The following is a 22152-nucleotide window of genomic DNA, read 5'->3' as shown; positions in this document are numbered from 1 at the left end:
ACGGGGTCGCGTCGAAACAGGTTAATTATTCGCTAATTTCCGTAACGGGTTGCGATTTCCGTGGCAAGTGTTGCGCCTTCGGCACGGTAGCGTTCGGCAGCCGTGACGGCCGAAGGCGTGCAGGTCGTATAGACCGATGCGAAGGAGCGATAGCCGCGATTGTAGGCCGCAACCATGCGTTCGCGGCGTTTCGGCTCGCCTGCGGTCTCCGTTTCCAGCAGCTTTTCCATCTGCCGGCGCCATTCCGGTTCGCTGGACCCGCTGCAGAGATTTCGAAGATACTGGACCGCGCCGATGACCTCCGAAAGGCGAATCAGTTGGCTGTCGTAAGGGGCGGGCTTTTCCTGCGGTTCCACCGGCGGCGGCGGCGCCTCCTGCGCAACCACCGGCAGGGCGCCGAGCAACGCGACGAGAAGGGCGACGGCCACGGCGGTGGAGAGGCGCGGGCGCGCGTTGATGTCAGCGCTCATCACGGGCACGCGCCAGCCGTTCGAGGCAGTCGATGATGCTCGGCGGCACGGGCAGCCCGGCAATCTCGTCGGGCCGGTACCAGCCGAGATCGGAGGCATCGTCTGCGGCGAGCGCCTCGGTATCACCCTCTACGTCGACCAGGAAGACCGAGAGCAGGAAGCCGCCGCTGCCACTCTCCGCCTCGGCGGCGAGTTCGTAGCGATGGAAGAGCCGCGGGTTCTCTCCGCGGAGGCCCGTCTCCTCCTGCAGTTCGCGCAGCGCCGTCTCGGCGGGCGTTTCGCCGGGTTCGGCCCTGCCGCCCGGAAAGGCATAGAGGTCGGCGGCGGGCGGGTTCAGCCGGCGCACGAGGAGGAAGCGGCCGTCACGCTCGACGATCGCCGACGAGGCTGAGGCGAAGGTCGTCCTGGTCATGCTCATGAATATCGGTTGTCCTCTCCTGCAAGAGGCGACGTCCGTCGAAGCGGCGCCGCCTCACCGAGTATTGCTGTATCCGGCGGACGGTTGCAACGCCCCGCCGCCTTCTCCTTGACCCGTTGCCGCCATGGTGCCATCAATCCGCGCATGTGCGGACGCTTTTCCCTGTCGGTGATGCCCGAAGAGGTGCGGGACGCGCTCGGGCTCTTCGAGCTCGACGCGTTTCCGGCGCGCTACAACATCGCGCCCACCCAGCCGATCCTCGTGGTGATCCAGTCGGAGCGCCGCGAGCCCGGAAGCAACATGCCGGAGCGCCGGGCGATGCTGGTGCGCTGGGGGCTTTTGCCGTCCTGGGTGAAGGACCCCAATGACTTTCCGCTGCTGATCAACGCCCGTGCGGAGACGGCGATCGGCAAGGCCTCCTTCAAGGCGGCCATGCGCCATCGTCGCGTGCTCGTCCCGGCCTCGGGCTTTTACGAATGGCACCGGCCGGAAAAGGGAAACGACGAGAAATCGCAGGCCTACTGGATCAGGCCGCGCAACGGCGGCGTCATCGCCTTCGCCGGCCTGATGGAGACTTGGTCGTCACCGGACGGTTCCGAGGTCGATACCGGCGCCATCCTGACGGTCGGCTCCAATCGCTCGATCGCCCGCATCCACGACCGGATGCCGGTGGTCATCGCCCCGGAGGATTATGACCGCTGGCTGGATTGCCGGAGTTACGAACCGCGTGAGGTCACCGACCTCCTCGCCGCACCGGCCGACGATTTCTTCGAGGCGGTTCCCGTGTCGAACCTCGTCAACAAGGTGAGCAACACGGGACCTGCAGTTCAGGCAGCCGTCGCCGAGAGCCTGCCGCCGGTCGAGAAGACGGACGGCGCGGCGGGATCAGGCCAGATGTCGCTGTTCTGACCGCCGTCGATCAGCTATGCGGCCTTCTTCGAGGAATTGCGCTTCAACATCAGCGCCGCCGCAACGACGGCCTTGAGGCCGAGCGGTCGGTAGTTGCCGTCGAGATTCTGCTTCGGGGGCGCGGCCTCGGCCGCCTTCTTCCCAGTCATTTCCGTTCTCCTGAATTGCTTCCAGTCCCTATGATTTTTTTATAGTTTTGCCTTAGAACTTGGTCGAAACGACGGTTCCGGCAAATCACGTTTCGTCAACGCGGACATAATCCGAGAGCAAAGCACGTGACAGTGATTCGCCCGGATGATGGCGGGAGGCGGATAGAGACTTCAGAGACCGCGGTCAAGTTCCGCTTCGTTGCTGTCGCTGCCCTCGCCGACGTCGTCCATGACGACCAGCGTTCCGAACCGCCTGTGCCAGGCGCGCGCGCCGAGCGGCAGTGTGAAGAGGTAGGCGACGACGGTGACCGAGAGCACTTCCCAGGTGAAGCTCATGAGAAGGGCGACGTAGAGCACGATGCCGAGCGTCACCGGCAGGACCAGGTCACGGCGGATCTTCCGCGTCTCGGACTTGCCGGACCAGACCGGCAGCCGGCTGATCAGCAGGGCGGCGATCAGGACGGTGTATCCGGCGGCGATGTAGGCGACGGATGTGGTCGGTTGCACGCCGAGGAAGCCGAGGTAGATCGGAAGGAGCACGATGAGCGCGCCGGCCGGGGCGGGGACGCCGACGAAGTATTCCGACTGCCAGGGCGCCTTGTGGTCCCGCTCCGCCATCACGTTGAAGCGGGCGAGCCGGAGGCCTGCGGCAATCGCGTAGATGAGGGCGGCGATCCAGCCGATGGAGCGGGCCTGGTCGAGGATGAAGACGTAGAGCACGAGCGCCGGTGCAACGCCGAAATTGACGATGTCGGCAAGCGAGTCCATCTGGGCGCCGAATTTCGACGTCGCCTTCATCATCCGTGCGACGCGCCCGTCGATGCCGTCGATGAAAGCAGCGGCAAGCACCAGCATCACCGCGAGTTCGTAGCGGTTCTCGAAGGCGAGGCGGATACCGGTGAGGCCGGAGCAGATCGCAAGCACCGTGATGAGGTTGGGCACGATGAGGCGCAGCGGGATTTCCCGGAGCCTCGGGCCGCGGGCGCCGTCATGGCTGTTCCTCGGTTCGCTCGGCGGTACTTGCGCTTCCATCTCGCCCTCCTTGCCTCCGCGATCAGCTGCGGCGGCTGACGACGGGGCCCTTGGCCGAGCCGAATTCGGCGATCACCGTTTCACCGGCGACGGCCGTCTGGCCGAGTGCCACGCGCGGCTCGGCGCCGGCAGGCAGGAAGACGTCGAGGCGTGAGCCGAACCGAATGAGGCCGAAGCGCTCGCCGGCGTTGAGCGTTTCGTTCGGGTTGGTCCAGCAGACGATGCGGCGGGCCACGAGACCGGCAATCTGTACGACACCGATATTGCCGCGCACGGTCTCGATCACCAGGCCGTTGCGCTCGTTTTCCTGGCTCGCCTTGTCGAGCTCTGCGTTGAGGAAGGAGCCTTCGCGATAGGCGATGTTGGTGACGCGGCCACGCACCGGCGCGCGGTTCACATGGCAGTTGAAGACGTTCATGAAGACGGAGATGCGCAGCATCGGCTCGTTGCCGAGCTGAAGCTCTTCCGGCGGAACGACCATCTGGATCGAGGAAACCTTGCCGTCTGCCGGGCTGATGACGAGATCGTCGTCCTGCGGCGTCACGCGCTCGGGATCACGGAAGAAGTAGGCGCACCAGACGGTCAGCACCATGCCGACCCAGAACAGCGGCTCGGAAATCCAGCCGAGAACCAGGGAGCCGGCAAAGAAGGCGGCGACAAAGGGATAGCCTTCCTTGTGAATCGGAACGATGGTGTTGCGGACGGTGTCGAGCAAATTCATGGGGATCGTCTCCTTGCGGAAAATCAGGCCTGCTGACTAGCGCGAAAGCCCGTCCGGGGCAATGGCGCCGGCTCAAAAGACCGGGTACGCGGCAATCTGTATCATTCGGGAACAACCGCGTCCGACATTTGGCAAGTGTCATGCACCAAGCATCAACGGTTGTTCCCTAATATCGGTGCCGGATCGTCGGATGCAAGAACGTATCCGGCGGCTCGTCACTGCGCCTTCTACTTGGGAATTATTCCTTATGCACGGTTCCTACAGCACCGTGGGGGTGAATGCTCGGCAGGAAACCTCCCCGCTTCACTGGCTCTCCACGGAGGAGCGGTCGATTCCGCCCGAACTGGAAGAACTCGGGCTCCGAGAGGGCAGGCCTGCCGGAGCGGGAGCGACGATCTGCTTCGTGTCGCTTGGCACCGTCCATTCCGTGTCGACGGCCGTCGCGGTCCGCAGGGTCCTCGGTCCGGACGACTATCTGATCGGTGTCGCCGACCCGGCGACCGGCGAAACCCGTGCGGAGAACATCCTTCAGGCGGGGTTTGACGACGTCCTGCTGCTCGGCCGCCCCGGCGATGTCGCCCTTTGCGTCGCGCGGGCTCGCGCCGCACTCGCACGACGGCTGCAGATGCGGCGCGAGCAGGCGCACGTCGCACTGGAGCGCGATTATCTGCAGGCCTGCATCGACAGCCTTCCGACACCGATCTTCTTCAAGAACGCCGAGGGCATCTATGTCGGTTGCAACAAGGCCTTCGAGGGTTTCATCGGACTGCCGGCGGAGAAGGTGATCGGAAGCTCCGTCTATGACGTGGCGCCGGAGGATCTGGCGCGCCGCTACCAGCAGGCGGATGATGCGCTTCTCGCCCGTGGCGGCGAGCAGGCCTACGAATGCGAGGTGCGCTACGCCGACGGCTCTCTCCATCACGTCGCCTTCCACAAGGCGGCGATCGCGTCGGAGGACGGACGCCTTCGCGGGATCGCCGGGGCCATGCTCGACATCACCGATCGCAAGAACCTCGAAGGTCGGCTGATCGACGCTGCCGAACGTGATCCTTTGACCAATGCCTACAACCGCCGTAAGTTCTTCGAGATCGCCACCGAGGCGATCGATCTCGCCCGCAGGGAAGGGCGGCCGGTCTCCGTCGCGGTCGTCGACCTCGACCGCTTCAAGTCGATCAACGACCAGTTCGGCCATGCGGAGGGCGACCGGGTGCTGTGTGCGACTGCGGCCCTGCTCGAAAGCGCCGCAGGCGAGGGCATCACGGTGGCACGGGCCGGCGGCGAGGAGTTCTACGTGCTGTTTCCCGGCCTTGCCCTGATGCGGGCGGCGGAGATTGCCGAAGCCATGCGCCGGCAGGTGTCGGATGCCGGCTTCGTTCCGGCGTTCGACGAGACGACCGGAACGCTCAGCATCGGCGTCGCGGAGCTCGATCCGTTGCGCGGCACCCTCTGGGACGCCCTGACGGAGGCCGACGAGGCGCTCTATCGGGCGAAGCGCAGCGGGCGCAATCGCATCTGCATCGCCATGCGGCAGTCGGGCTACGCCAGCGCAGGCTGACGGCGGTCAGAGCGCCGGCGTGCGGCGGACCACGACGCCCATGTCGTCGCTCTCGCGGACCTGGCGCAGATGTTCCTCGGCCTGTGTCGCTTCGCGCTGGCGGTTCCACATCGAGGCATAGAGCCCGTTCATGGCGAGCAGTTCGCCGTGGGTTCCCCGTTCGGCGATCTCGCCGCCCTTGAGCACGATGATTTCGTCGGCACCGATGACGGTGGAGAGCCGGTGGGCGATGACCAGCGTCGTGCGGTTTTCCGAAACGACGTCGAGGGCCGTCTGGATCTCCTGTTCGGTCGTGGTGTCGAGCGCCGACGTCGCCTCGTCGAGGATGAGGATCGGCGGCGCCTTCAGCACCGTGCGGGCGATCGCCACGCGCTGCTTCTCGCCGCCCGAGAGCTTCAGCCCACGTTCGCCGACCTTGGTCTGGAAGCCGTCCGGCAGGTCGCCGATGAAGCGGGCGATCTGGGCGACTTCGGCCGCAGCCTGGATTTCCGCGTCGGTCGCGGAGGGCCGGCCGTAGCGGATGTTGTAGGCGATGGTGTCGTTGAAGAGCACGGTGTCCTGCGGCACCATGCCGATCGCCGAGCGCAGGCTCTTCTGGGTCACCTCGCGGACATCCTGTCCGTCGACGGTGATCGAACCCTTCTGGATGTCGTAGAAGCGGTAGAGCAGGCGCGAGATGGTCGACTTGCCGGCACCTGACGGGCCGACGACGGCGACCGTCTTGCCGGCCGGAACCTCGAAGGAGATGCCCTTCAGGATCGGCCGCTGCGGATCATAGGCGAAGTGTACGTCCTTGAAGCTGATGGCACCGTTCGCGATCGCGAGGTCAGGAGCGCCGGGCTTGTCGGTCACCTCAGGGTCGACTTCGAGGAGGTCGAACATCTGCTCGATGTCGGTGAGGCCCTGGCGGATTTCGCGGTAGACGAAGCCGATGAAGTTGAGCGGCATGGCAAGCTGCAGCAGCATGGCGTTGACGAAGACGAAATCGCCGATCGTCTGGTCGCCGCGCTGCACGGCGAGTGCCGACATCACCATCATGATGGTCGTGCCGATGCCGAAGATCGCCGTCTGCCCGAAGTTCAGCCAGCCGAGCGAGGTCCAGACCTCGGTCGCCGCCTTCTCGTAGCGCTCCATCGACTTGTCGTAGCGCTTGGCTTCCATCTCCTCGTTGCCGAAATACTTGACGGTCTCGAAGTTGAGGAGGGAGTCGATCGCCTTCGTATTGGCTTCCGTGTCGCTGTCGTTCATCGACCGGCGGATGCCGATGCGCCAGTCGCTCGCCTTGATCGTGAACCAGATATAGGCCCAGACGGTGATCGCGGTGACAGCGAGGTAGGAGAAGCCGTAGCCCCACCAGAAGATCACCGCCGTCAGCAGGAATTCGAGCAGGGTCGGCACGGAGTTGAGGATCGTGAAGCGGACGATCGTCTCGATGCCCTTGGTGCCGCGCTCGATGATGCGCGAGAGGCCGCCGGTCTTGCGCTCCAGGTGAAAGCGGAGCGAGAGCTGGTGGATGTGGACGAAGGTGCGGTAGGCGAGCTGGCGCACCGCATACTGGCCGACGCTGGCAAAGAGCGCGTCACGCAGTTGGTTGAGGCCGACCTGGGCGATGCGGGTGAGATTGTAGAGGATGACGAGCGCGACGGCGCCGAGCAGGAAGGCGGGTAGCAGCCCGACCATGTCGAGCCGGCCGTTCAGCGCATCGGTCGCCCATTTGAAGAAATAGGGAACGAGAAGCAGGACGAACTTCGAGACGACGAGGAAGACGGTCGCCCAGACGACGCGGGCCTTGAGGTCCGGCCGCCCGGTCGGCCACATGTACGGCCAGAGATTGACCAGCGTTTCGAGCGGATTGGAGGCATCCGCCGATACGGTCTTCTTCTTCGTCATGTTGCCTGCCCCTCGCGTCAACCGTCCTCAGATGAAATCGGCGGCCTCCCGGAGGCCGCCGACTTTCGCCACATAGGGTTTCGAATATGCGCGTGCAATGGAGGACCCCGAAACTTTTGACGGGTCCCGCCGCCGCGCCCGTCAGTCGATTGTCTCGCCCTTCAGCCGCTTGCGATGCAGCTCCTCCGCATTCGGAAGCGCATCGTGCGGCACCTGGAAGACCTGGCCCGGCTCGATGAGGTCCGGATTGGTGATCTTGTTGGCGTTGGCGAGGTAGATCGTCGTGTAACGAACCCCGAGACCGTAGACGCGGCGCGATATCTGCCAGAGCGTGTCGCCGCGGCGGATGATGACCGTGTTCTTGCTCTCGGTGAGCGGCGCCTGCTCGATCGTCTTCGGAGCATCGGCGGCCGTCTCCGTCGGAGCCTGCGCCGGTTCCGCTGCCGGAGCCGGTGCCTGTGGCTCGGCGGCCGGTGCGGTGCTTGCGTTGGGCGCGGCCTGTGCCGCGGGCTTCTCCGCAGTCGTTTGCGCTTCGGCGACCGCTGCGGCCGGCAGCGGCTCGAGGACGGCGTTGATCAGCTCCGCCACCTTCGGCAGCCCTTCGCGGACCGCATCGGCGTCGGCCGCAAGCGCCTTCAGCGCTTCGAGGGCGTTGCGGGCACGCGCCGCCGTCTGCGTGACGAACTGGGCATAGTCGGAATCGACGCCCGCGCCGAGGCGATAGTCGATGAGCGACTGGAGCCCGATCTCGGTCGCCGAACGCGCGGCCGCGACTTCTTCGGCTGCCGGCTTCTTGCCGTCGGCAAAGAGCCCCTGGAGGATCCCGAAGGCCTTGCCGACCGAACCCCGCATGGTTTCGAAGGTTGCGCGGTCGAGCGGCACCATGGCCTCCGGCTGACCGGCTCCGGCCGTTTTCGACTGCGCGACCACGGCGACCTGATGCCCTTCGGGACGGTTGAACGGCACGGAGGCGCGCACGAGCACCTTGCCGTCTGCGTCGAGCAGTTCCGCGCGGATCGTGTGATCCCCGACCGCGAGCGCAGTGGTGCCTTCGATAACGAAGTGCCCGGTATTGTCCGCTGTTGCCGCACCAATCAGGGCGTCATCCGCCCAGGCGCGAACCGCGCTGCCCGGTGCCGCCGTGCCGGCGACGAAGATCCGGTCGCCTTCGATCTCGACGGCGCTGACCTGGACTTCCGGAGCCGGTGCCGGCTTGGTGGCCTCGGTGGGCTGCTGTGCCGTCGCCTCATTCTGCGGTTCTGCCGTGGCCTGCGGTGCTTCGGCCGTCTGCGCCGCCGGCGTCTCTTCGGCCGGAACGCGCGCCTTCTTGTCGGCCTGGTTGACCGTTTCCGGTGCCGTGATCACGCGGCTTGCCTCGCCGGGCCTGGTAACCATGGCGAGCAGGTTGCCGTTGCCGTTCTCCGGAATGGAAATCGTCGCGACCTCTTCCGAGGTGACGGGCTTGCCGTCCTTGCCGGTGACGCGCAGCTGCAGCGAATGGTCACCGGGCGAAAGCGGCTTGTCGAGGATGACGGCGAAATCGCCGCTAATGCCCACTTCGGTTTGGAAAATCACGGTGTCGCCGTCGAGAATCTCGAGTTTGGCGCCCGGTTCGGCATTACCGGCGATGACGGCCGAGCCGTCCGGCTCGACACGCAGCACGTCGAAGCGCGGAACAATCGGGCCGGTCGTCGCCGGTGCCTCGGCTTGAGCCGGCTGCTCCGTCGTGGCCGGCGCCTCGGTCTGCGGTGCCGGAGCTTCGGGCGCCGTCACCGCCTTGCCGGCGAGCGCGTCGACGACCGTTCCGATCGCAGCGCCTGCGGCAGCCGGGTCGGAGGGCAGGGTCTTGAGGAGGGCGAGCGCCTTTTCAGCATTTCCGCGTGCGGCCGTCATCGTTTCCTTGAGGCTGGCTTCGAGCGCCTCGGGGACGTCGAGGGCGGCGAGAGCGGCGAGCGCCTTTTCGGCCTCCGCCTTCGCACCGGCATAGGCTTCCGCCGCCGGCACCTTGCCGTCGGCAAAGAGCGACACGAGTGCCTGGGCGGCCTTCTCGGCTTCGGCTTTCAGTCGTCCCATCTTTTCAGTCGCGACCGTCGCCAGGTCTTCCGCCGGTTTGGCGGGTTCGCTCGCAGGCGTTTTCGCAGCATCGCCGCTTGCCGTCGTCGGGGCGTTGTCCTTCCCGTCGTCCGAAATTCTCGGCATGACGAAGAACACCATCAGGATCGTCGCAATCGCGAGCACCAGCAAGGCCAGCAAGCCGGCACGATTTTTCATCATAGTCACTCTCCGGGCGGAAAGGCCGCCATATCCCTTGGAATTGCTAGCCTTATCTCGCCGCTTTCACAAGCTTTCTCAACGGTTGGCGGCTTTGCGCCGACAGCTTTTTCCTCAATTCGGTTGACCTTGACGGCGCATGATTGTCTTTCTTCCTTCATGAGCAAAAACATGAATACGATTCGATCCGTCTGCGTTTATTGCGGCTCCCAGCCGGGGCGCGATCCCGACCATATCGCCGCCGGCCGCGCGCTCGGCCGGTCGATCGCCGCGCACGGGTTGCGGCTCGTCTACGGCGGCGGCACCCGCGGCATCATGGGCGCGGTCGCGGGCGGCGTGCTGTCGAACGGCGGTCAGGTCACCGGCATCATTCCCGAATTCCTGGTGGACATGGAGGCGACACGCCATTCCCTCGGCCAGCTCAACGAACTGATCGTCACCGAGGACATGCATGCCCGCAAGCACAAGATGTTCGAGCGCGCCGACGCCTTCATCACCCTGCCGGGCGGCATCGGCACACTGGAGGAGATCGTCGAGATCATGACCTGGGCGCAGCTCGGCCGTCACGAAAAGCCGATGGTCTTCGCCAACATCAACGGTTTCTGGAACCCGATGCTGGAACTGCTCCGCCACATGCGCGAGCAGGGTTTCATCCACACCGCGGAGCGGGTGCAGCCGCTCGTCATCGACAATGTCGAGGACATCATCCCGGCAATCATCGAGAAGGTCGAGGGCGCGCGTGACCTCGACGGCGCCGACGAGGTCATCGCGAAGCTCTGAGCGCGAAGTTACTGCTTGCGGTACTGCCTCAGCATCGGCCAGACGAAGATGCCGAGCGCCAGCCAGATCAGCGGGAAAGCGATCATCTTGGCGGCGCCGAAGGGCTCCTTGAAGACGAAGACCGCGATCAGGAAGATCATCGTCGGCGGCAGGTACTGCATGATGCCGATGGTCGAGAGTCGCAGGAGCTTGGCGCCGTTGGCGTAGAAGAGCAGCGGTACGGCGGTCACCAGGCCGGTTCCGAGCAGGAGCAGTGCGTCAGCCGCGCCGGTCGCGAAGAAATGGCCGTGGCCGGTCGCGCCGAGATAGGCGATGTAACCGAGCGCGGGTACGCTGAGCAGCAGCACTTCGAGAAGAAAGCCCTGGTTCGGCCCGATCGGCAGGGTCTTGCGGAAGAAGGCGTAGAAGCCCCAGGAGAAGGTGAGGCCGAGCGCCACCCACGGCAGCCCACCGGCGTCGTAGGTCAGCACCGCAACGGCGATGGCCGCGAGCGTGATCGCCACCTTCTGCGCCGGCGCAAGTTTTTCCTTCAACAGCACGGCGCCGAGGAAGATCGAGAAGAGCGGGTTAATGAAGTAGCCGAGCGCGGTGTCGAGTGCGCGGCCGGCGCCGATCGCCCAGACATAGATGCCCCAGTTGATGCTGATGAGCAGCGCAGTGACGGCGGCCATGCCGAGCATGCGCGGATTGCGGATGGCGAGCTTCAGGTCGTCCGTGCGCCGGAGGATAAGGAGCACGCCGCCGGCGATCGGGATCGACCAGAGAATGCGGTGGGCGATCACCTCGGTCGGCGGAATGTGTGCGACCGCCTTCATGTAGAACGGCAGGAATCCCCAGAGCATGTAAGCGGCGAGCGCGAAGGCGAAGCCGCGCGCGCTGTCTTCGTTCTTGACCTCGACTGCGGTGTCGGTCGCCATGGCGTTTCCATCCTTTGTTGTTTTAGGCGCTTGCGATACTCCATGCGTCACGAATGGACAAATTCATTCCGGTGAAGGGTCGGTGACCGGAATTGAACAGCGGATCGCGCACCGCGAGGCCTGTCGCGGCGCGTCATCACCTGGCGAATGTCAACTGCGGACCTACTCCGCCGCGATCTTGCCGGCGAGCTGGCGGTTCTTCATCAGCTTGTAGACGATCGAATCCATCAGCGCCTGGAAGGAGGCGTCGATGATGTTTTCCGAGACGCCGACCGTCCACCAGCGCACGCCCGTCGCATCGCCGGATTCGATGAGCACGCGGGTGATCGCCTCGGTGCCGCCATTGAGGATACGCACCTTATAGTCGGTGAGCTCGAGGTCGCCGATCTCCGCCTGGTACTTGCCGAGGTCCTTGCGAAGCGCGATGTCGAGCGCGTTGACCGGACCGTCGCCTTCGGCGACCGACATGACGCTCTCGCCGTCGATGACGAGCTTCACGACGGCCTCCGACACGGTCTTCAGGTGTCCGTTGGCGTCGAAGCGCCGCTCGACCATCACCCGGAAGCCGTCGATCGAGAAGAAGTCCGGAACCGTGCCGAGCGTGCGGTGGGCGAGCAGCTCGAAGCTCGCATCCGCGCCCTCGTAGGCATAACCGGTCGCCTCGCGCTCCTTGACGATCGAGATCAGCCGGTCGAGGCGCGGATCGTCCTTCTCGACCGCGATGCCACGGCGCTTCAGCTCGTTGATGAAGTTCGCCTTGCCGCCCTGATCGGAGACCATGACCTTGCGGAAATTGCCGACGCTCGCCGGATCGACATGCTCGTAGGTGCGCGGGTCCTTGAGCAGGGCGGAGGCGTGGATGCCGGCTTTCGTCGCGAAGGCCGAGGCGCCGACATAGGGTGCCTGGTGGTCGGGCGAGCGGTTCAACAGCTCGTCGAAGGCGTGCGACAGCCGGGTGAGGCCGGCAAGCTTCTCGCGGTCGATCGCCGTCTCGAAACGCTCGGCATAGGTCTCCTTGAGACAGAGCGTCGGGATGAGCGTCACGAGATTGGCGTTGCCGCAGCGTTCGCCGATGCCGTTCAGCGTTCCCTGGATCTGCCGCGCGCCGGCCTCGATCGCCGCAAGCGAATTGGCGACGGCCTGGCCGGTGTCGTTGTGGGCGTGGATGCCGAGCGCGCTGCCCGGCACGCCGGCGGCGATGACGGCGGCAACGATCGTGCCGACCTCCGGCGGCTGCGTGCCGCCATTGGTGTCGCAGAGCACCACCCAGCGTGCGCCGGCCCCGTAGGCGGTCTTCGCGCAGGCGACGGCATAGTCCGGATTGGCCTTGTAGCCGTCGAAGAAGTGTTCGCAGTCGACCATGGCGGTCTTGCCGGCGGCGATCGCCGCCTCGACGCTCTCGCGGATGCTTTCAAGGTTCTCCTCGTTGGTACAGCCGAGCGCCACCTTGACGTGATAGTCCCAGCTCTTGGCGACGAAACAGACTGCATCGCTCTTCGCCTGCAGGAGCTGGGCGAGCCCCGGATCGTTGGAGGCGGAAATGCCCGCTCGCTTGGTCATGCCGAAGGCGACGAAAGCGGCCCGGTTCGTGCGCTTCTGCGTGAAGAAAGCGGTGTCCGTCGGGTTGGCGCCGGGATAGCCGCCCTCAACATAGTCGAAGCCGAACTCGTCGAGCATCGAGGCGATGGCGATCTTGTCCTCGACGGAAAAGTCGATGCCCGGCGTCTGCTGTCCGTCGCGGAGCGTCGTGTCGAAGAGGTAGATCTTTTCGCGTGTCATGCTGCAATCCTCAGGCAAACGCTCGTATTCGGGGTTTCACCCCCCTCTGTCACTGCGTGACATCTCCCCCACAAGGGGGGAGAGTGGTGGCCGCTGGTGCCGCGCACCCCACCTCCCCCTTGAGGGGGGAGGTCGCCGCGAAGCGGCGGGTGGGGGTGAACCACACCGCGAGTTCGGCGCGTGGGTCCGGGGTCCAAGCTACGACCGTCACCCCACCCCGGAGCTTCGCTCCGACCCTCCCCCTCAAGGGGAGGGTGAGGCCGCGCCGCATCCCCAGGCCGATCTCCCCCCTTGTGGGGGAGATGCCCGGCAGGGCAGAGGGGGGTGGCAAGGTCGATCGTCATTTCAATCCTTCCCCGCAAACCGGTCGGTCGCGCGGATGAGCTGGTCGAGGATGCCGGGTTCGAGATAGGCGTGGCCGGCGCCCTCGATCAGGTGGAAATCCGCCTTCGGCCAGGCCTTGTGCAGCTGCCAGGCATATTTCGCCGGGCAGGGCATGTCGTAGCGGCCGTGGATGATGACGCCGGGGATGTCCTTGAGCTTCACCGCATCGCGCAGTAGCTGTCCTTCCTCCAGCCAGCCGGCATGGACGAAGAAATGGTTCTCGATGCGGGCGAAGGCGAGCGCGAATTCCGGATCGTAGAAGTGGTCGGAATAGTCCGGGTTCGGCAGCAACGTGATCGTCTCGCCCTCCCAGGAACTCCAGGCGACGGCGCAGCGCAACTGCTCTTCACGATTGGTGCCGGTGAGCCGCCGGCGATAGGCCGCCATCATCTCGTGGCGCTCGTTCGCCGGGATCGGCGCCTGGAAGCGCTCCCACTTGTCGGGGAACATTTCCGAGACGCCGAACTGGTAGTACCAGTCGAGCTCGGCCCTGGTCAGTGTGTAGACGCCGCGCAGCACCAGTTCGGAGACACGCTCGGGATGCGTCTCGGCATAGGCGAGCGCCAGCGTCGAGCCCCAGGAGCCACCGAAGACGAGCCATGTTTCGACGCCCATCATCTCGCGCAGCCGTTCGATGTCGGCGACGAGATGCCAGGTGGTGTTTGCCTCGATGGAGGCGTTCGGGGTCGATTTCCCGCAGCCGCGCTGGTCGAAGAGGATGACGTCGTAGAGGGCCGGATCGAAAAGGCGCCGCTGCGTCGGGCTGATCGCGCCACCCGGACCGCCATGCAGGAAGACGGCGGGCTTGGCGCCCTTCGTGCCGACGCGTTCCCAATAGACGCTGTGGCCATCGCCGACATCGAGGAAGCCCGTCTCGAAGGGTTCGATCTCGGGATAGAAGCCGCGCAGTTCGTTGGTCATGATCGGTCCTCTCGGGGCGGCCAGGCCGCCGTATCGTGGTCGGGATGCTGGTGATTGCTGCGGCCGACGGCGGCGGTCCCGCCCGGCAGGTCGGAGCGGTCGGTCTCGCGTTCCGGCAGGCCGAAGAGCCGGTCGAAATAGGAGACCCTCGATTCGACCCCGTCCTGCGACACCGGCGCGCAGGCCTCGGGATCGTCGAGGCTGCCGATGGTGACGCTGATATAGGGCGAGCCGACGGTCTTGAAGAAAAGCGGCGTGCCGCATTTCGCGCAGAAGCCGCGGCCGCAGGGATCGGAGGAGCGGAACCAGCTCGGCTCGCCGCGGGTCAAGAGGAAATCCTCGTTGCGGGTGCCGGCGAGCGCCATGAAGAAGTTCCCGCCGGCCTTCTGGCACATGCGGCAGTGGCAGATGTGCGGATAGCCGAGTTCGCCGGCGATGCGATAGCGCACGGCACCGCACTGGCAGCCGCCGGAATGGACTTCGCGGGTGCTCATGCCTTGTCCTCCTCGGGCGGCCAGACGGTGGTGTCATGGTCTGGATGCTGGAAGGAGACGACGGCGGCGAAGGCCTCCTCCATTGCCGGGCTGCTGTAGGCCGGCTTTTCGAAGAGATGGTCGATCCACGGCAGGCGCTTGTCGTGGTTCACCTGCACCTGCGGTTCGAGGAGCTCCGGATGGTCGAAGGCACCGATTGCAAGTTCGATCTCTTCGCCCTGCTGGTAGGTGAGCGGCGTGCCGCACTTGTTGCAGAAGCCGCGCTTCACCTTGGCAGAGGAACGGAAGAGCGTCGGCTGTCCGCGCGTCCAGGTCAGATGTGCATGATCCGCCGTCACCAGTGCTCCGAAGAAGGAGCCGAAATGCTTCTGGCACATGCGGCAATGGCAGATCGACGGCCGTCCGAGCTTATCCGCCCGGAACCTGACCGCGCCGCATTGGCATCCGCCGGTGAATACGCCTTCCATGAAGCTTCTCCGCGCTTTCTATTTCAACATGACGTAGGCGACGACCGCCACGGTGACGACGAGGACAAGAACGCCCTTGCCGATCAGCCCATAGAGCAGCCATTTCGGCATTTCCGTGCCCGGCTTCTTCCCGGTCATCGCTTGTCCTCCGGCCATGTCTCGGTGTCGTGATCGGGGTGCTGGAACGAGACGATCTCTTCGAGGAACGGCGCGTTGTCGAGATCGTCCAGCGTGGAAAGCTCCGGCAGTTCATGCAGATGGTCGAAGAAGCCGAGCTTCGCCTCGACGCCGTACTGGATCGCAGGCGGCACGGCGGCGGGATCGTCGAAGGCGCCGGCCGCGATCGCCATCCCGTCCGGTGCCTCGTAGGTCAGCGGCGTGCCGCAGTCCCCGCAGAAGCCGCGCAGGACGAAATTGGAGGAGCGGAACTTTTTCGGAGCACCGCGGGTCCATTCGAAATCCGTGCCTCGTACCGAAACGAGCGGGGCGAAATAGCTGCCGAACGCCTTCTGGCACATGCGGCAGTGACAGATCGAAGCGTCCTTCAGCGCACCACGGACGCGGAAACGCACCGCGCCGCACTGGCATCCACCGGTATGGATCGTGTCAGTCATGACAGTCCTCCCGTGAGTCTGGCGCCGGGTTACCCCCCTCTGTCACTTCGTGACATGTCCCCCACAAGAGGGGAGACTGGGGCTGCCGACGCCGTGAAAGCCTCACATTGCGGTGTTCGCCCCGAGCCGAAACGGTCAACGCAACCCGATCTCCCCCCTTGTGGGGGAGATGCCCGGCGGGGCAGAGGGGGGTATCGAGGGCCACCAGTGCCAACATGATTACCGCTTGACCTCCCAGGTCGTGACCCGCTCGCCGGTGACGGGGTCCTTGCCGTCCTTGAGCTGGATGCCCTTGGCCAGAAGATCGTCGCGGATCTTGTCGGCTTCGGCGAAGTTCTTGGCTTTGATAAGCGCCAACCGTCGTGAAACGATACTGTCGATCTCGCCTCCGTCTAGTTTGCTTTCTTCGCTGATAGCCTCCAGCGTAACGGCACCGTGCTCATGCAATACGACTTTGACGTGATCGCTCGCGAGCTCAGGAAAACGAGTTTGGAAAAGCTCATTGAGTTCAGTTCGCGAGCGATTGCGTGCGTCAATCTCGCCAGCCCAATTATAGTAGTTAAGCACTAACGCGCGCGCGTCCTCGAGTGTCTCCCCATACTTGCTCAGCAGTTGGGGACGAGCGCTATGCATGCGTGCATCGAAATATGCTTCTTTGAGGTAGCTTCGGAAAAGCCCAAGCCAGATAAGATTGCTACCCAACTCATTCGCGGCGTTAGGATTCCCGGCGGCTTGTTGCGCCAAATGGTCGATATGGACAATAGCTTCCTGAAAGTTGAGGTCGTCGGACAGCGCTGCCACCACTTCCGGAGATGGAGCGACAGGGGATTGCCCGACGTAAAGACCATTTTGAAACTTGGCATCGGCGTGGTTGGCAAATGTCTTAACCCATCCAGAAAGCTTGTCTCTCCAATAGTTTAGCTTGGCCTCACTAAAATCAATGGGCTGGCGATAGTGTGTCGCCAACATGGTTAGGCGGATCACTTCACCCGAAATTGGCTTCCTGGACGTGCCAGCCAGCAACTCGTTGATGGTGACGAAATTGCCCTCCGACTTCGACATCTTGCGGCCCTCGACCTGCAGGAAGCCGTTGTGCATCCAGACATTCGCCATCACATGCGTGTTGTAGGCGCAGCAGGACTGGGCGATCTCGTTCTCGTGGTGGGGGAAGATGAGGTCGAGGCCGCCGCCATGGATGTCGAACTGGTGCGGTTTCGCCTTGCCCCTCGGCGACAGCCGCTCGCGGGCCTCCTGCCAGAGATAGCGGTCGGACATCGCCGAGCATTCGATATGCCAGCCGGGGCGGCCGTAGATCGAGACGGCGCTGCTCGCGACGGTGAAGGCGGCAGCCCAGCCGGGTTCGGTCGCCGCCGACTCCTTCCAGAGCACGAAATCGGCCGGATTGCGCTTGTGCGCCTCGACAGCGATGCGCGCACCCGCCTGCTGGTCCTCGAGCTTGCGCTTCGAAAGCTGGCCGTAATCCGGCATCGAGGCGGTCGAGAACAGCACTTCCTGGCCTTCCGCGCCTCTCGCCACATAGGCATGGCCGGCGTCGAGGAGCCGCTGGATGATCTCGATCATTTGCGGGATGTTGTCGGTCGCCCGCGGCTCGACGTTGGGCGAGAGCGTGCCGAGGGCCGCCACGTCCTTGTGGAACTGGCTCTCGGTCTTTTCGGTGACGGCGCGGATCGCCTCGTTGAGGCTCATCGAGCCGTCGGCGATGCGGGCGCCGAAGTCGCGCAACGCCCGCGCGTTGATCTTGTCGTCGACGTCGGTGATGTTGCGCACGTAGGTCACGTGGTCTTCGCCGTAGACATGCCGGAGCAGCCGGTAGAGCACGTCAAAGACGATCACCGGCCGTGCATTGCCGATATGGGCGAAGTCGTAAACGGTGGGGCCGCAGACATACATGCGCACGTTCGTCGGGTCGATCGGCTCGAAATCGACCTTCTCGCGCGTCAGTGTGTTGTAAAGCTTGAGGCTCGCGGCCATCGAATGTCTCCCAAAATCAAACTGCCGGCTGGGCCGGGTCGTTTGTCATCTGGGACTGTTCAGGAGACGAAAACGGCCGGGCCAGCGGTTGCGCTAGCGAATAATAATCCCGCAAATGCAGATCGTCGTTTTCATGGCGAGCGTTATGGCGCGCCGGCTGTAATTGGTCAAGGGCCCATGCCTCGGGTTCCCGCCGGTGCCACACTCAGGGCGCGGCCGGTGCCTTGAGCCTCAGGGGCAGGAGGCCGAGCACCATGGCGCAGCCGGCGATGATCACCGCCGCTCCGGCGAACTGGATCGTGGTGAGCCGCTCGCCGAGGACACCGGCCCCGACGAGGACGGCGACGACGGTGACGGCGAATTCGACGCTGATCGCGCGCGTCGCGCCGATCCGGGAGACGAGGCCGAAATAGACGACATAGGTGAGTGAACTCATGACGCCCGCGAGCACAACGAGATAGAGGTAGTCGATCGGAGCAGGCACGCCGGGCACCGGAACCAGATAGACGAGCGGCAGGGTGAGAAAGCCTCCCGAGAGGAACGCGCCGATCGTCACCTCCCACGCGCCGGTGGTCTTCAGGTGCCGGCTTGCGTAATTGCTGCCGAAGGCCGCCGAGAAGGTGGAAAACAGCATGCCGAGGCAGCCGAGCACGAAGGTGCCGTCAATCGGTGCCGCCGGAAAGCCGACCAGCATCACGATGCCGAGGGTGCCGAGAACGAGACCGACGACGCGCGCTCGCGTGATCCGCTCGATCCCCCAGAGCTGCCCGATGACCATGGAAAAGAGCGGGATGGCGGCCACGAAGATCGCCGCCATGGCGGTGCCGATCAGCGGCGTCGAATAGGAAAGGCCGATGAGCTGGCCGGCGACCGTCGTCGCCCCGACGGCGAGGAAGGGCAGGGGGCCGCCGGAGAAATCGAGCCGGCGTCCGGTCGCCTTCGCCGCGGCGAGCAGGATCAATCCGGCGAGGAAGCAGCGGAAGGTGACGGCGCCGATCCAGCCGAAGGCCTCGACGACCTTCAGGAGCAGCAGGAAGGACAGCCCCCAGGCGAGCGCGAGAAAGACGTAGCCGACGATGTCTCTGGGTCGCATAGGGAACCGATCACGGAAGGAGGGGAGTCACGGAGTTCCTAACCCCGGCTGGCGATAGGACAAAGCACTCAGTCCGGTTGACCGAGCTCCATCCACTGTTGCATCGCATCGATGACGTCGACCGTCGGATATTGCCGAATGTCATCCTCGGACGCGCCGGAAGACAGTTCACGTGCCCAGTACCATTCCTGGAACACGACATAGCGGCTCTCGATCAGGGTGGCGCCTCGTTGTGGTGCGCCGGCCTGCCGAATCAGCCATCCCCGAACTTTGCGGAGTGCGGTCTGAAAATCGCCGGAGTGGGCTTCGATGTCCCAACCCGCTATGTCCGAGAGGCACTTCTGGTAGTCATAACGTCGCTCTTCGAGCACAAGGATGCATTTGCTGGAAAGCGGCGCCGGGCCGAACGTCTTGCAGCCATAGTCAATGCCGAGTTCGAAAGGCATATTCATGCGGGCGAACGCGCCCTTGGCCTTTGCCTTGTTTCGGCTGAGGTCGTGGATGCCGTATTGCGATGTGCGGATGATGTCTTCGATGCGGCTCAGGCGGTTAAGCGCATTGTCGCCGTTCTGGGGAGCGAGGCGAGGGCGAAAGCCGAGATAGGTGACGCAAAAGGCAACCGCCTGCAGGATCGGCGCATAGTCGTCATCGAACGGGCAGTTTATGAAAACCGAGCGTTCGAACATCGAGGTTGCCGTCAGCCTTTGGGCTGCGCAGGGTCATTACCGAAAGAGCTTCTCTCGCGAATGCGCCCGTCTTTTCCGTGGATGTAGAGTTCGGTCCCATGTGACCTGGCAATCTCGCGGGCAGTTCTGATTGCTTCGTCCTGCGTCGAGTGCAGACTGCTTGCTCGCGACGCGCCCGAGCTGAGCACGCCCCATTTTCCCGATCTCGGCACTACGTGTTGTGCTTTCGACTTTGCCATCGTGCTCGCCCGCGTGAATATCTTTGAATGTAGTCGAAGCGGAACAGTCCCGCTAGAGGCTTCCTTCACTCCGGCATGCGGTAGTCGACGAGGCGGTTCTCGCGCACGGCGAAGAGTTTGCCGGTCTCGGTGAGCTCCGGACCGCAGAGCGGCAGGATCCGGGCGGCGACCTCGGACGGGTGCGGCAGCGTCGACGGGTCCTCGCCGGGCATGGCCTGGGCGCGCATGGCGGTGCGGGTGGCGCCCGGATCGACCGAGACGACGCGCAGCGGCAGGCGCTGCGTTTCTCCGGCCCAGGTGCGGGCGAGCGCCTCGACGGCGGCCTTGGAGGCGGAGTAGGGACCCCAGAACGGCCGGCACTTGTGGGCGGCCGCCGACGACATGATGAGAGCGCGGCCCTGGTCGGACTTGGCGAGCAGCGGCTCGACCGAGCGGATCAGCCGCCAAGTGGCGGTGACGTTGATCGTCATCACCTTTTCGAAGACCTTCGCCTCCACATGGCCGATCGGCGAGATCACGCCGAGGATGCCGGCATTGGCGATGAGAATGTCTAGCTTGCCCCAACGCTCGAAGATCGAGGCGCCGAGGGTGTCGATCGCCTGCATGTCGGCGAGGTCGAAGGGCACCAGCGTCGCCGAACCGCCGACGGCCTTGATCGCATCATCGAGTTCCTCGAGCCCACCGACGGTGCGTGCGCAGGCAATCACATGCGCGCCGGCCCTGGCGAGTTCGAGCGCGGTGTAATAGCCGATGCCGCGCGATGCGCCGGTCACGAGCGCGATGCGGTCCTTCAGATTGACGGTCATGGAGTGTCCTGACGGTTGGGCGCTCAGCCGTTGCTGGCCAGCATGGAAACCTTGCGGCCGACCTTTTCGCCTTCCCGGTCAAGGAGGCGGGTCGGATAGTCGCCGGTGAAGTAATGGTCGGTGAACTGCGGCCGTTCCGGATCACGCGGCGCTCCGCCGACCGCCCTGTAGAGCCCGTCGATCGACAGGAAGGCGAGCGAATCGGCGCCGATATACTTCGCCATGGCATTGACGTCGGCATACTGGTTGGCGAGCAGCTTGTCGGCGTCCGGCGTGTCGATGCCGTAGAAATCGGGATGGAAGATCATCGGCGAGGCGACGCGGATGTGCACTTCCTTGGCGCCGGCATCACGGATCATCTGCACGATCTTGAGCGAGGTGGTGCCGCGCACGATCGAATCGTCGACCAGCACCACGCGCTTGCCCTCGATCATCGCGCGGTTGGCGGAATGCTTGAGCTTCACGCCGAAGGCGCGGATCTGCTGGGTCGGTTCGATGAAGGTGCGGCCGACATAGTGGTTGCGGATGATGCCGTATTCGAACGGGATGCCGCTCTGCTGGGCATAGCCGAGGGCGGCCGGCGTGCCGCCGTCCGGAACCGGCACCACGACGTCTCCTTCGACCGGAGCTTCCTTGGCGAGGTTGATGCCCATGTTCTTGCGCGTCGTATAGACGTTGCGGCCGCCGACGACCGAGTCCGGCCGGGCGAAATAGACGTATTCGAACAGGCAGAGCCGTTCCGGCTGGGGCTTGCTCGGCTTGCGGGCGTCGATGGTGATCGAGCCGTCCGGCTGGATTTCGCAGATGATGACTTCGCCGTTCTCCACGTCGCGGATGAACTTCGCGCCGATGATGTCGAGGGCGCAGGTTTCCGAACAGAAGATCGGCTTGCCGTCGAGCTCGCCCATCACGAGCGGCCGGATGCCGATCGGGTCGCGGGCGGCGATCAGCTTGGTGCGGGTCATCGCCAGCATCGAATAGCCGCCTTCCATCTGGCGGATGGCGTCGATGAAACGGTCGGCCGTGGATGAATGGCGCGAGCGGGCGATGAGGTGCAGCACGACTTCGGTGTCCGAGGTCGACTGGCAGATGGCGCCGGTGGCAATGATCTGGCGGCGTAGCGTCAGCCCGTTGGTGAAATTACCGTTATGGGCAATGGCGATGCCGCCTTCTTCCAGTTCGGCGAACAGCGGCTGCACGTTGCGGAGCGCCACTTCGCCCGTGGTCGAATAGCGGGTGTGGCCGATCGCGACCGTGCCCGGCAGTTTCGCCAGCGTCGCCGGATCGGTGTAATGGTCGCCGACGAGGCCCATGTGCTTTTCGGTGTGGAACTGCTGGCCGTCGAAGGAGACGATGCCGGCCGCTTCCTGTCCGCGGTGCTGCAGCGCGTGCAGGCCGAGCGCCGTCAGCGTCGACGCGTCGGGATGTCCCAAAATGCCGAACACCCCGCATTCTTCATGCAGGGTGTCGCCGTCGAGACCGTCTTCGAGGGAGGTGAAATCAGACTGGTTCATGGAAGCAGGCCTTTGCTCGGTGCGGGACAGGTACACTATACACGGTTCTCA

Annotated in this window: 23 protein-coding genes; 3 read left to right on the top strand and 20 right to left on the bottom strand. The window is 64.6% G+C overall.

Annotated elements, in window-relative coordinates:
- Positions 1–32: 32 nt before the first annotated feature.
- Together EUU22_RS07545 and EUU22_RS07540 are read right to left on the bottom strand one after the other, a co-directional pair.
- The gene (locus tag EUU22_RS07545; RefSeq protein WP_129331388.1) at positions 33–470 is read right to left on the bottom strand and encodes a TIGR02301 family protein; all 438 of its coding nucleotides are present in this window, start codon (positions 468–470) and stop codon (positions 33–35) included.
- Complete coding sequence (locus EUU22_RS07540) at positions 460–888, bottom strand: NUDIX hydrolase (protein ID WP_245484925.1); 429 nt, start codon at positions 886–888, stop codon at positions 460–462. The genes EUU22_RS07545 and EUU22_RS07540 overlap by 11 nt, the downstream gene beginning before the upstream one ends.
- Before the next feature lie 144 nt (positions 889–1032).
- Here EUU22_RS07540 and EUU22_RS07535 point away from each other — a divergent pair, with 144 nt between their 5' ends.
- On the top strand, positions 1033–1797 hold the full coding sequence (locus EUU22_RS07535; RefSeq protein WP_129331503.1) for an SOS response-associated peptidase: 765 nt from the start codon (positions 1033–1035) through the stop codon (positions 1795–1797).
- Between the two features lie 14 nt (positions 1798–1811).
- Here the strand turns inward: EUU22_RS07535 and EUU22_RS25960 are convergent, their stop codons facing one another.
- The 3 genes from EUU22_RS25960 to EUU22_RS07525 form a co-directional block, all read right to left on the bottom strand.
- Positions 1812–1946 carry a hypothetical protein gene (locus EUU22_RS25960; RefSeq protein ID WP_280956477.1) on the bottom strand — a complete coding sequence of 45 codons (135 nt, stop codon included), beginning with the start codon at positions 1944–1946 and terminating at the stop codon, positions 1812–1814.
- Positions 1947–2117: 171 nt separating this feature from the next.
- The gene (pssA, locus tag EUU22_RS07530) at positions 2118–2978 is read right to left on the bottom strand and encodes a CDP-diacylglycerol--serine O-phosphatidyltransferase (RefSeq protein WP_129331387.1); all 861 of its coding nucleotides are present in this window, start codon (positions 2976–2978) and stop codon (positions 2118–2120) included.
- Positions 2979–3000: 22 nt separating this feature from the next.
- Positions 3001–3699, bottom strand: coding sequence for a phosphatidylserine decarboxylase (locus tag EUU22_RS07525; RefSeq protein WP_129331386.1), 699 nt, complete (start codon positions 3697–3699; stop codon positions 3001–3003).
- A 247-nt stretch (positions 3700–3946) separates the two neighbouring features.
- On the opposite strand from EUU22_RS07525, the gene EUU22_RS07520 reads away from it, so the two are divergent.
- Positions 3947–5254 carry a GGDEF domain-containing protein gene (locus tag EUU22_RS07520; RefSeq protein WP_165351103.1) on the top strand — a complete coding sequence of 436 codons (1308 nt, stop codon included), beginning with the start codon at positions 3947–3949 and terminating at the stop codon, positions 5252–5254.
- A gap of 6 nt (positions 5255–5260) precedes the next feature.
- Here the strand turns inward: EUU22_RS07520 and EUU22_RS07515 are convergent, their stop codons facing one another.
- The 3 genes from EUU22_RS07515 to EUU22_RS25210 all read right to left on the bottom strand — a co-directional run bounded on the left by EUU22_RS07515 (position 5261) and on the right by EUU22_RS25210 (position 9588).
- Positions 5261–7144: an ABCB family ABC transporter ATP-binding protein/permease gene (locus EUU22_RS07515; RefSeq protein ID WP_129331384.1), complete on the bottom strand. Its 1884-nt coding sequence runs from the start codon at positions 7142–7144 to the stop codon at positions 5261–5263.
- 141 nt (positions 7145–7285) lie between these two features.
- Positions 7286–9418, bottom strand: coding sequence for a LysM peptidoglycan-binding domain-containing protein (locus EUU22_RS07510; RefSeq protein WP_129331383.1), 2133 nt, complete (start codon positions 9416–9418; stop codon positions 7286–7288).
- Positions 9419–9420: 2 nt separating this feature from the next.
- Positions 9421–9588 (bottom strand): hypothetical protein, encoded by a 168-nt coding sequence (locus tag EUU22_RS25210; RefSeq protein ID WP_165351091.1) that lies wholly within the window; start codon positions 9586–9588, stop codon positions 9421–9423.
- Between EUU22_RS25210 and EUU22_RS07505 the strand changes: the two genes are divergently transcribed.
- Positions 9575–10195 carry an LOG family protein gene (locus EUU22_RS07505; protein ID WP_129331382.1) on the top strand — a complete coding sequence of 207 codons (621 nt, stop codon included), beginning with the start codon at positions 9575–9577 and terminating at the stop codon, positions 10193–10195. The genes EUU22_RS25210 and EUU22_RS07505 overlap by 14 nt on opposite strands.
- Positions 10196–10203: 8 nt before the next feature.
- Here the strand turns inward: EUU22_RS07505 and rarD are convergent, their stop codons facing one another.
- From rarD to purF, 12 genes are all read right to left on the bottom strand, one after another.
- A complete protein-coding gene (rarD, locus tag EUU22_RS07500) occupies positions 10204–11112 on the bottom strand; it encodes an EamA family transporter RarD (RefSeq protein WP_129331381.1) in 909 nt (302 codons plus the stop codon).
- Between the two features lie 162 nt (positions 11113–11274).
- Entirely contained in the window at positions 11275–12891 is a 1617-nt protein-coding gene (cimA, locus tag EUU22_RS07495) for a citramalate synthase (RefSeq protein WP_129331380.1), read from the bottom strand.
- A gap of 345 nt (positions 12892–13236) precedes the next feature.
- Positions 13237–14196, bottom strand: a complete 960-nt coding sequence (pip, locus tag EUU22_RS07485) for a prolyl aminopeptidase (RefSeq protein ID WP_129331378.1) — start codon at positions 14194–14196, stop codon at positions 13237–13239.
- Positions 14193–14690, bottom strand: coding sequence for a GFA family protein (locus EUU22_RS07480; protein ID WP_129331377.1), 498 nt, complete (start codon positions 14688–14690; stop codon positions 14193–14195). The genes pip and EUU22_RS07480 overlap by 4 nt, the downstream gene beginning before the upstream one ends.
- Positions 14687–15157 (bottom strand): GFA family protein, encoded by a 471-nt coding sequence (locus EUU22_RS07475; protein WP_129331376.1) that lies wholly within the window; start codon positions 15155–15157, stop codon positions 14687–14689. The genes EUU22_RS07480 and EUU22_RS07475 overlap by 4 nt, the downstream gene beginning before the upstream one ends.
- A 134-nt stretch (positions 15158–15291) precedes the next feature.
- Positions 15292–15771, bottom strand: a complete 480-nt coding sequence (locus EUU22_RS07470; RefSeq protein ID WP_129331375.1) for a GFA family protein — start codon at positions 15769–15771, stop codon at positions 15292–15294.
- 219 nt (positions 15772–15990) lie between these two features.
- Positions 15991–17763: a cysteine--tRNA ligase gene (gene cysS / locus EUU22_RS07465; RefSeq protein ID WP_129331374.1), complete on the bottom strand. Its 1773-nt coding sequence runs from the start codon at positions 17761–17763 to the stop codon at positions 15991–15993.
- Between the two features lie 205 nt (positions 17764–17968).
- The gene (locus EUU22_RS07460; RefSeq protein ID WP_129331373.1) at positions 17969–18856 is read right to left on the bottom strand and encodes a DMT family transporter; all 888 of its coding nucleotides are present in this window, start codon (positions 18854–18856) and stop codon (positions 17969–17971) included.
- Positions 18857–18924: 68 nt separating this feature from the next.
- Positions 18925–19542 (bottom strand): hypothetical protein, encoded by a 618-nt coding sequence (locus EUU22_RS07455; RefSeq protein WP_129331372.1) that lies wholly within the window; start codon positions 19540–19542, stop codon positions 18925–18927.
- An 11-nt stretch (positions 19543–19553) separates the two neighbouring features.
- Entirely contained in the window at positions 19554–19781 is a 228-nt protein-coding gene (locus tag EUU22_RS07450) for a DUF2188 domain-containing protein (RefSeq protein WP_129331371.1), read from the bottom strand.
- A gap of 65 nt (positions 19782–19846) precedes the next feature.
- The gene (locus EUU22_RS07445) at positions 19847–20587 is read right to left on the bottom strand and encodes an SDR family NAD(P)-dependent oxidoreductase (RefSeq protein ID WP_129331370.1); all 741 of its coding nucleotides are present in this window, start codon (positions 20585–20587) and stop codon (positions 19847–19849) included.
- A 23-nt stretch (positions 20588–20610) separates the two neighbouring features.
- Complete coding sequence (purF, locus tag EUU22_RS07440) at positions 20611–22101, bottom strand: amidophosphoribosyltransferase (protein ID WP_129331369.1); 1491 nt, start codon at positions 22099–22101, stop codon at positions 20611–20613.
- Between the last annotated feature and the right edge of the window lie 51 nt (positions 22102–22152).

Origin of the sequence: Ciceribacter ferrooxidans (assembly GCF_004137355.1) — a bacterium.
GTDB classification, from domain to species: Bacteria; Pseudomonadota; Alphaproteobacteria; order Rhizobiales; family Rhizobiaceae; genus Allorhizobium; species Allorhizobium ferrooxidans.
Note: the sequence above shows the minus strand (reverse complement) of the source record. Positions and strands in the feature narration are given on the sequence as shown.

Excerpts from the sequence above, each read along its gene's own strand:
- cysS (WP_129331374.1), bottom strand. The coding sequence starts at position 17,763 with ATGGCCGCGAGCCTCAAGCTTTACAACACACTGACGCGCGAGAAGGTC.
- EUU22_RS07460 (WP_129331373.1), bottom strand. The coding sequence starts at position 18,856 with ATGCGACCCAGAGACATCGTCGGCTACGTCTTTCTCGCGCTCGCCTGG.
- EUU22_RS07470 (WP_129331375.1), bottom strand. The coding sequence starts at position 15,771 with ATGACTGACACGATCCATACCGGTGGATGCCAGTGCGGCGCGGTGCGT.
- EUU22_RS07535 (WP_129331503.1), top strand. The coding sequence starts at position 1,033 with ATGTGCGGACGCTTTTCCCTGTCGGTGATGCCCGAAGAGGTGCGGGAC.
- EUU22_RS07515 (WP_129331384.1), bottom strand. The coding sequence starts at position 7,144 with ATGACGAAGAAGAAGACCGTATCGGCGGATGCCTCCAATCCGCTCGAA.
- cimA (WP_129331380.1), bottom strand. The coding sequence starts at position 12,891 with ATGACACGCGAAAAGATCTACCTCTTCGACACGACGCTCCGCGACGGA.
- EUU22_RS07480 (WP_129331377.1), bottom strand. The coding sequence starts at position 14,690 with ATGAGCACCCGCGAAGTCCATTCCGGCGGCTGCCAGTGCGGTGCCGTG.
- EUU22_RS07450 (WP_129331371.1), bottom strand. The coding sequence starts at position 19,781 with ATGGCAAAGTCGAAAGCACAACACGTAGTGCCGAGATCGGGAAAATGG.
- EUU22_RS07520 (WP_165351103.1), top strand. The coding sequence starts at position 3,947 with ATGCACGGTTCCTACAGCACCGTGGGGGTGAATGCTCGGCAGGAAACC.
- pssA (WP_129331387.1), bottom strand. The coding sequence starts at position 2,978 with ATGGAAGCGCAAGTACCGCCGAGCGAACCGAGGAACAGCCATGACGGC.
- EUU22_RS07505 (WP_129331382.1), top strand. The coding sequence starts at position 9,575 with ATGAGCAAAAACATGAATACGATTCGATCCGTCTGCGTTTATTGCGGC.
- EUU22_RS07510 (WP_129331383.1), bottom strand. The coding sequence starts at position 9,418 with ATGATGAAAAATCGTGCCGGCTTGCTGGCCTTGCTGGTGCTCGCGATT.
- EUU22_RS25960 (WP_280956477.1), bottom strand. The coding sequence starts at position 1,946 with ATGACTGGGAAGAAGGCGGCCGAGGCCGCGCCCCCGAAGCAGAATCTC.
- EUU22_RS25210 (WP_165351091.1), bottom strand. The coding sequence starts at position 9,588 with ATGTTTTTGCTCATGAAGGAAGAAAGACAATCATGCGCCGTCAAGGTC.
- EUU22_RS07475 (WP_129331376.1), bottom strand. The coding sequence starts at position 15,157 with ATGGAAGGCGTATTCACCGGCGGATGCCAATGCGGCGCGGTCAGGTTC.
- rarD (WP_129331381.1), bottom strand. The coding sequence starts at position 11,112 with ATGGCGACCGACACCGCAGTCGAGGTCAAGAACGAAGACAGCGCGCGC.
- EUU22_RS07540 (WP_245484925.1), bottom strand. The coding sequence starts at position 888 with ATGAGCATGACCAGGACGACCTTCGCCTCAGCCTCGTCGGCGATCGTC.
- EUU22_RS07455 (WP_129331372.1), bottom strand. The coding sequence starts at position 19,542 with ATGTTCGAACGCTCGGTTTTCATAAACTGCCCGTTCGATGACGACTAT.
- pip (WP_129331378.1), bottom strand. The coding sequence starts at position 14,196 with ATGACCAACGAACTGCGCGGCTTCTATCCCGAGATCGAACCCTTCGAG.
- purF (WP_129331369.1), bottom strand. The coding sequence starts at position 22,101 with ATGAACCAGTCTGATTTCACCTCCCTCGAAGACGGTCTCGACGGCGAC.
- EUU22_RS07525 (WP_129331386.1), bottom strand. The coding sequence starts at position 3,699 with ATGAATTTGCTCGACACCGTCCGCAACACCATCGTTCCGATTCACAAG.
- EUU22_RS07545 (WP_129331388.1), bottom strand. The coding sequence starts at position 470 with ATGAGCGCTGACATCAACGCGCGCCCGCGCCTCTCCACCGCCGTGGCC.
- EUU22_RS07445 (WP_129331370.1), bottom strand. The coding sequence starts at position 20,587 with ATGACCGTCAATCTGAAGGACCGCATCGCGCTCGTGACCGGCGCATCG.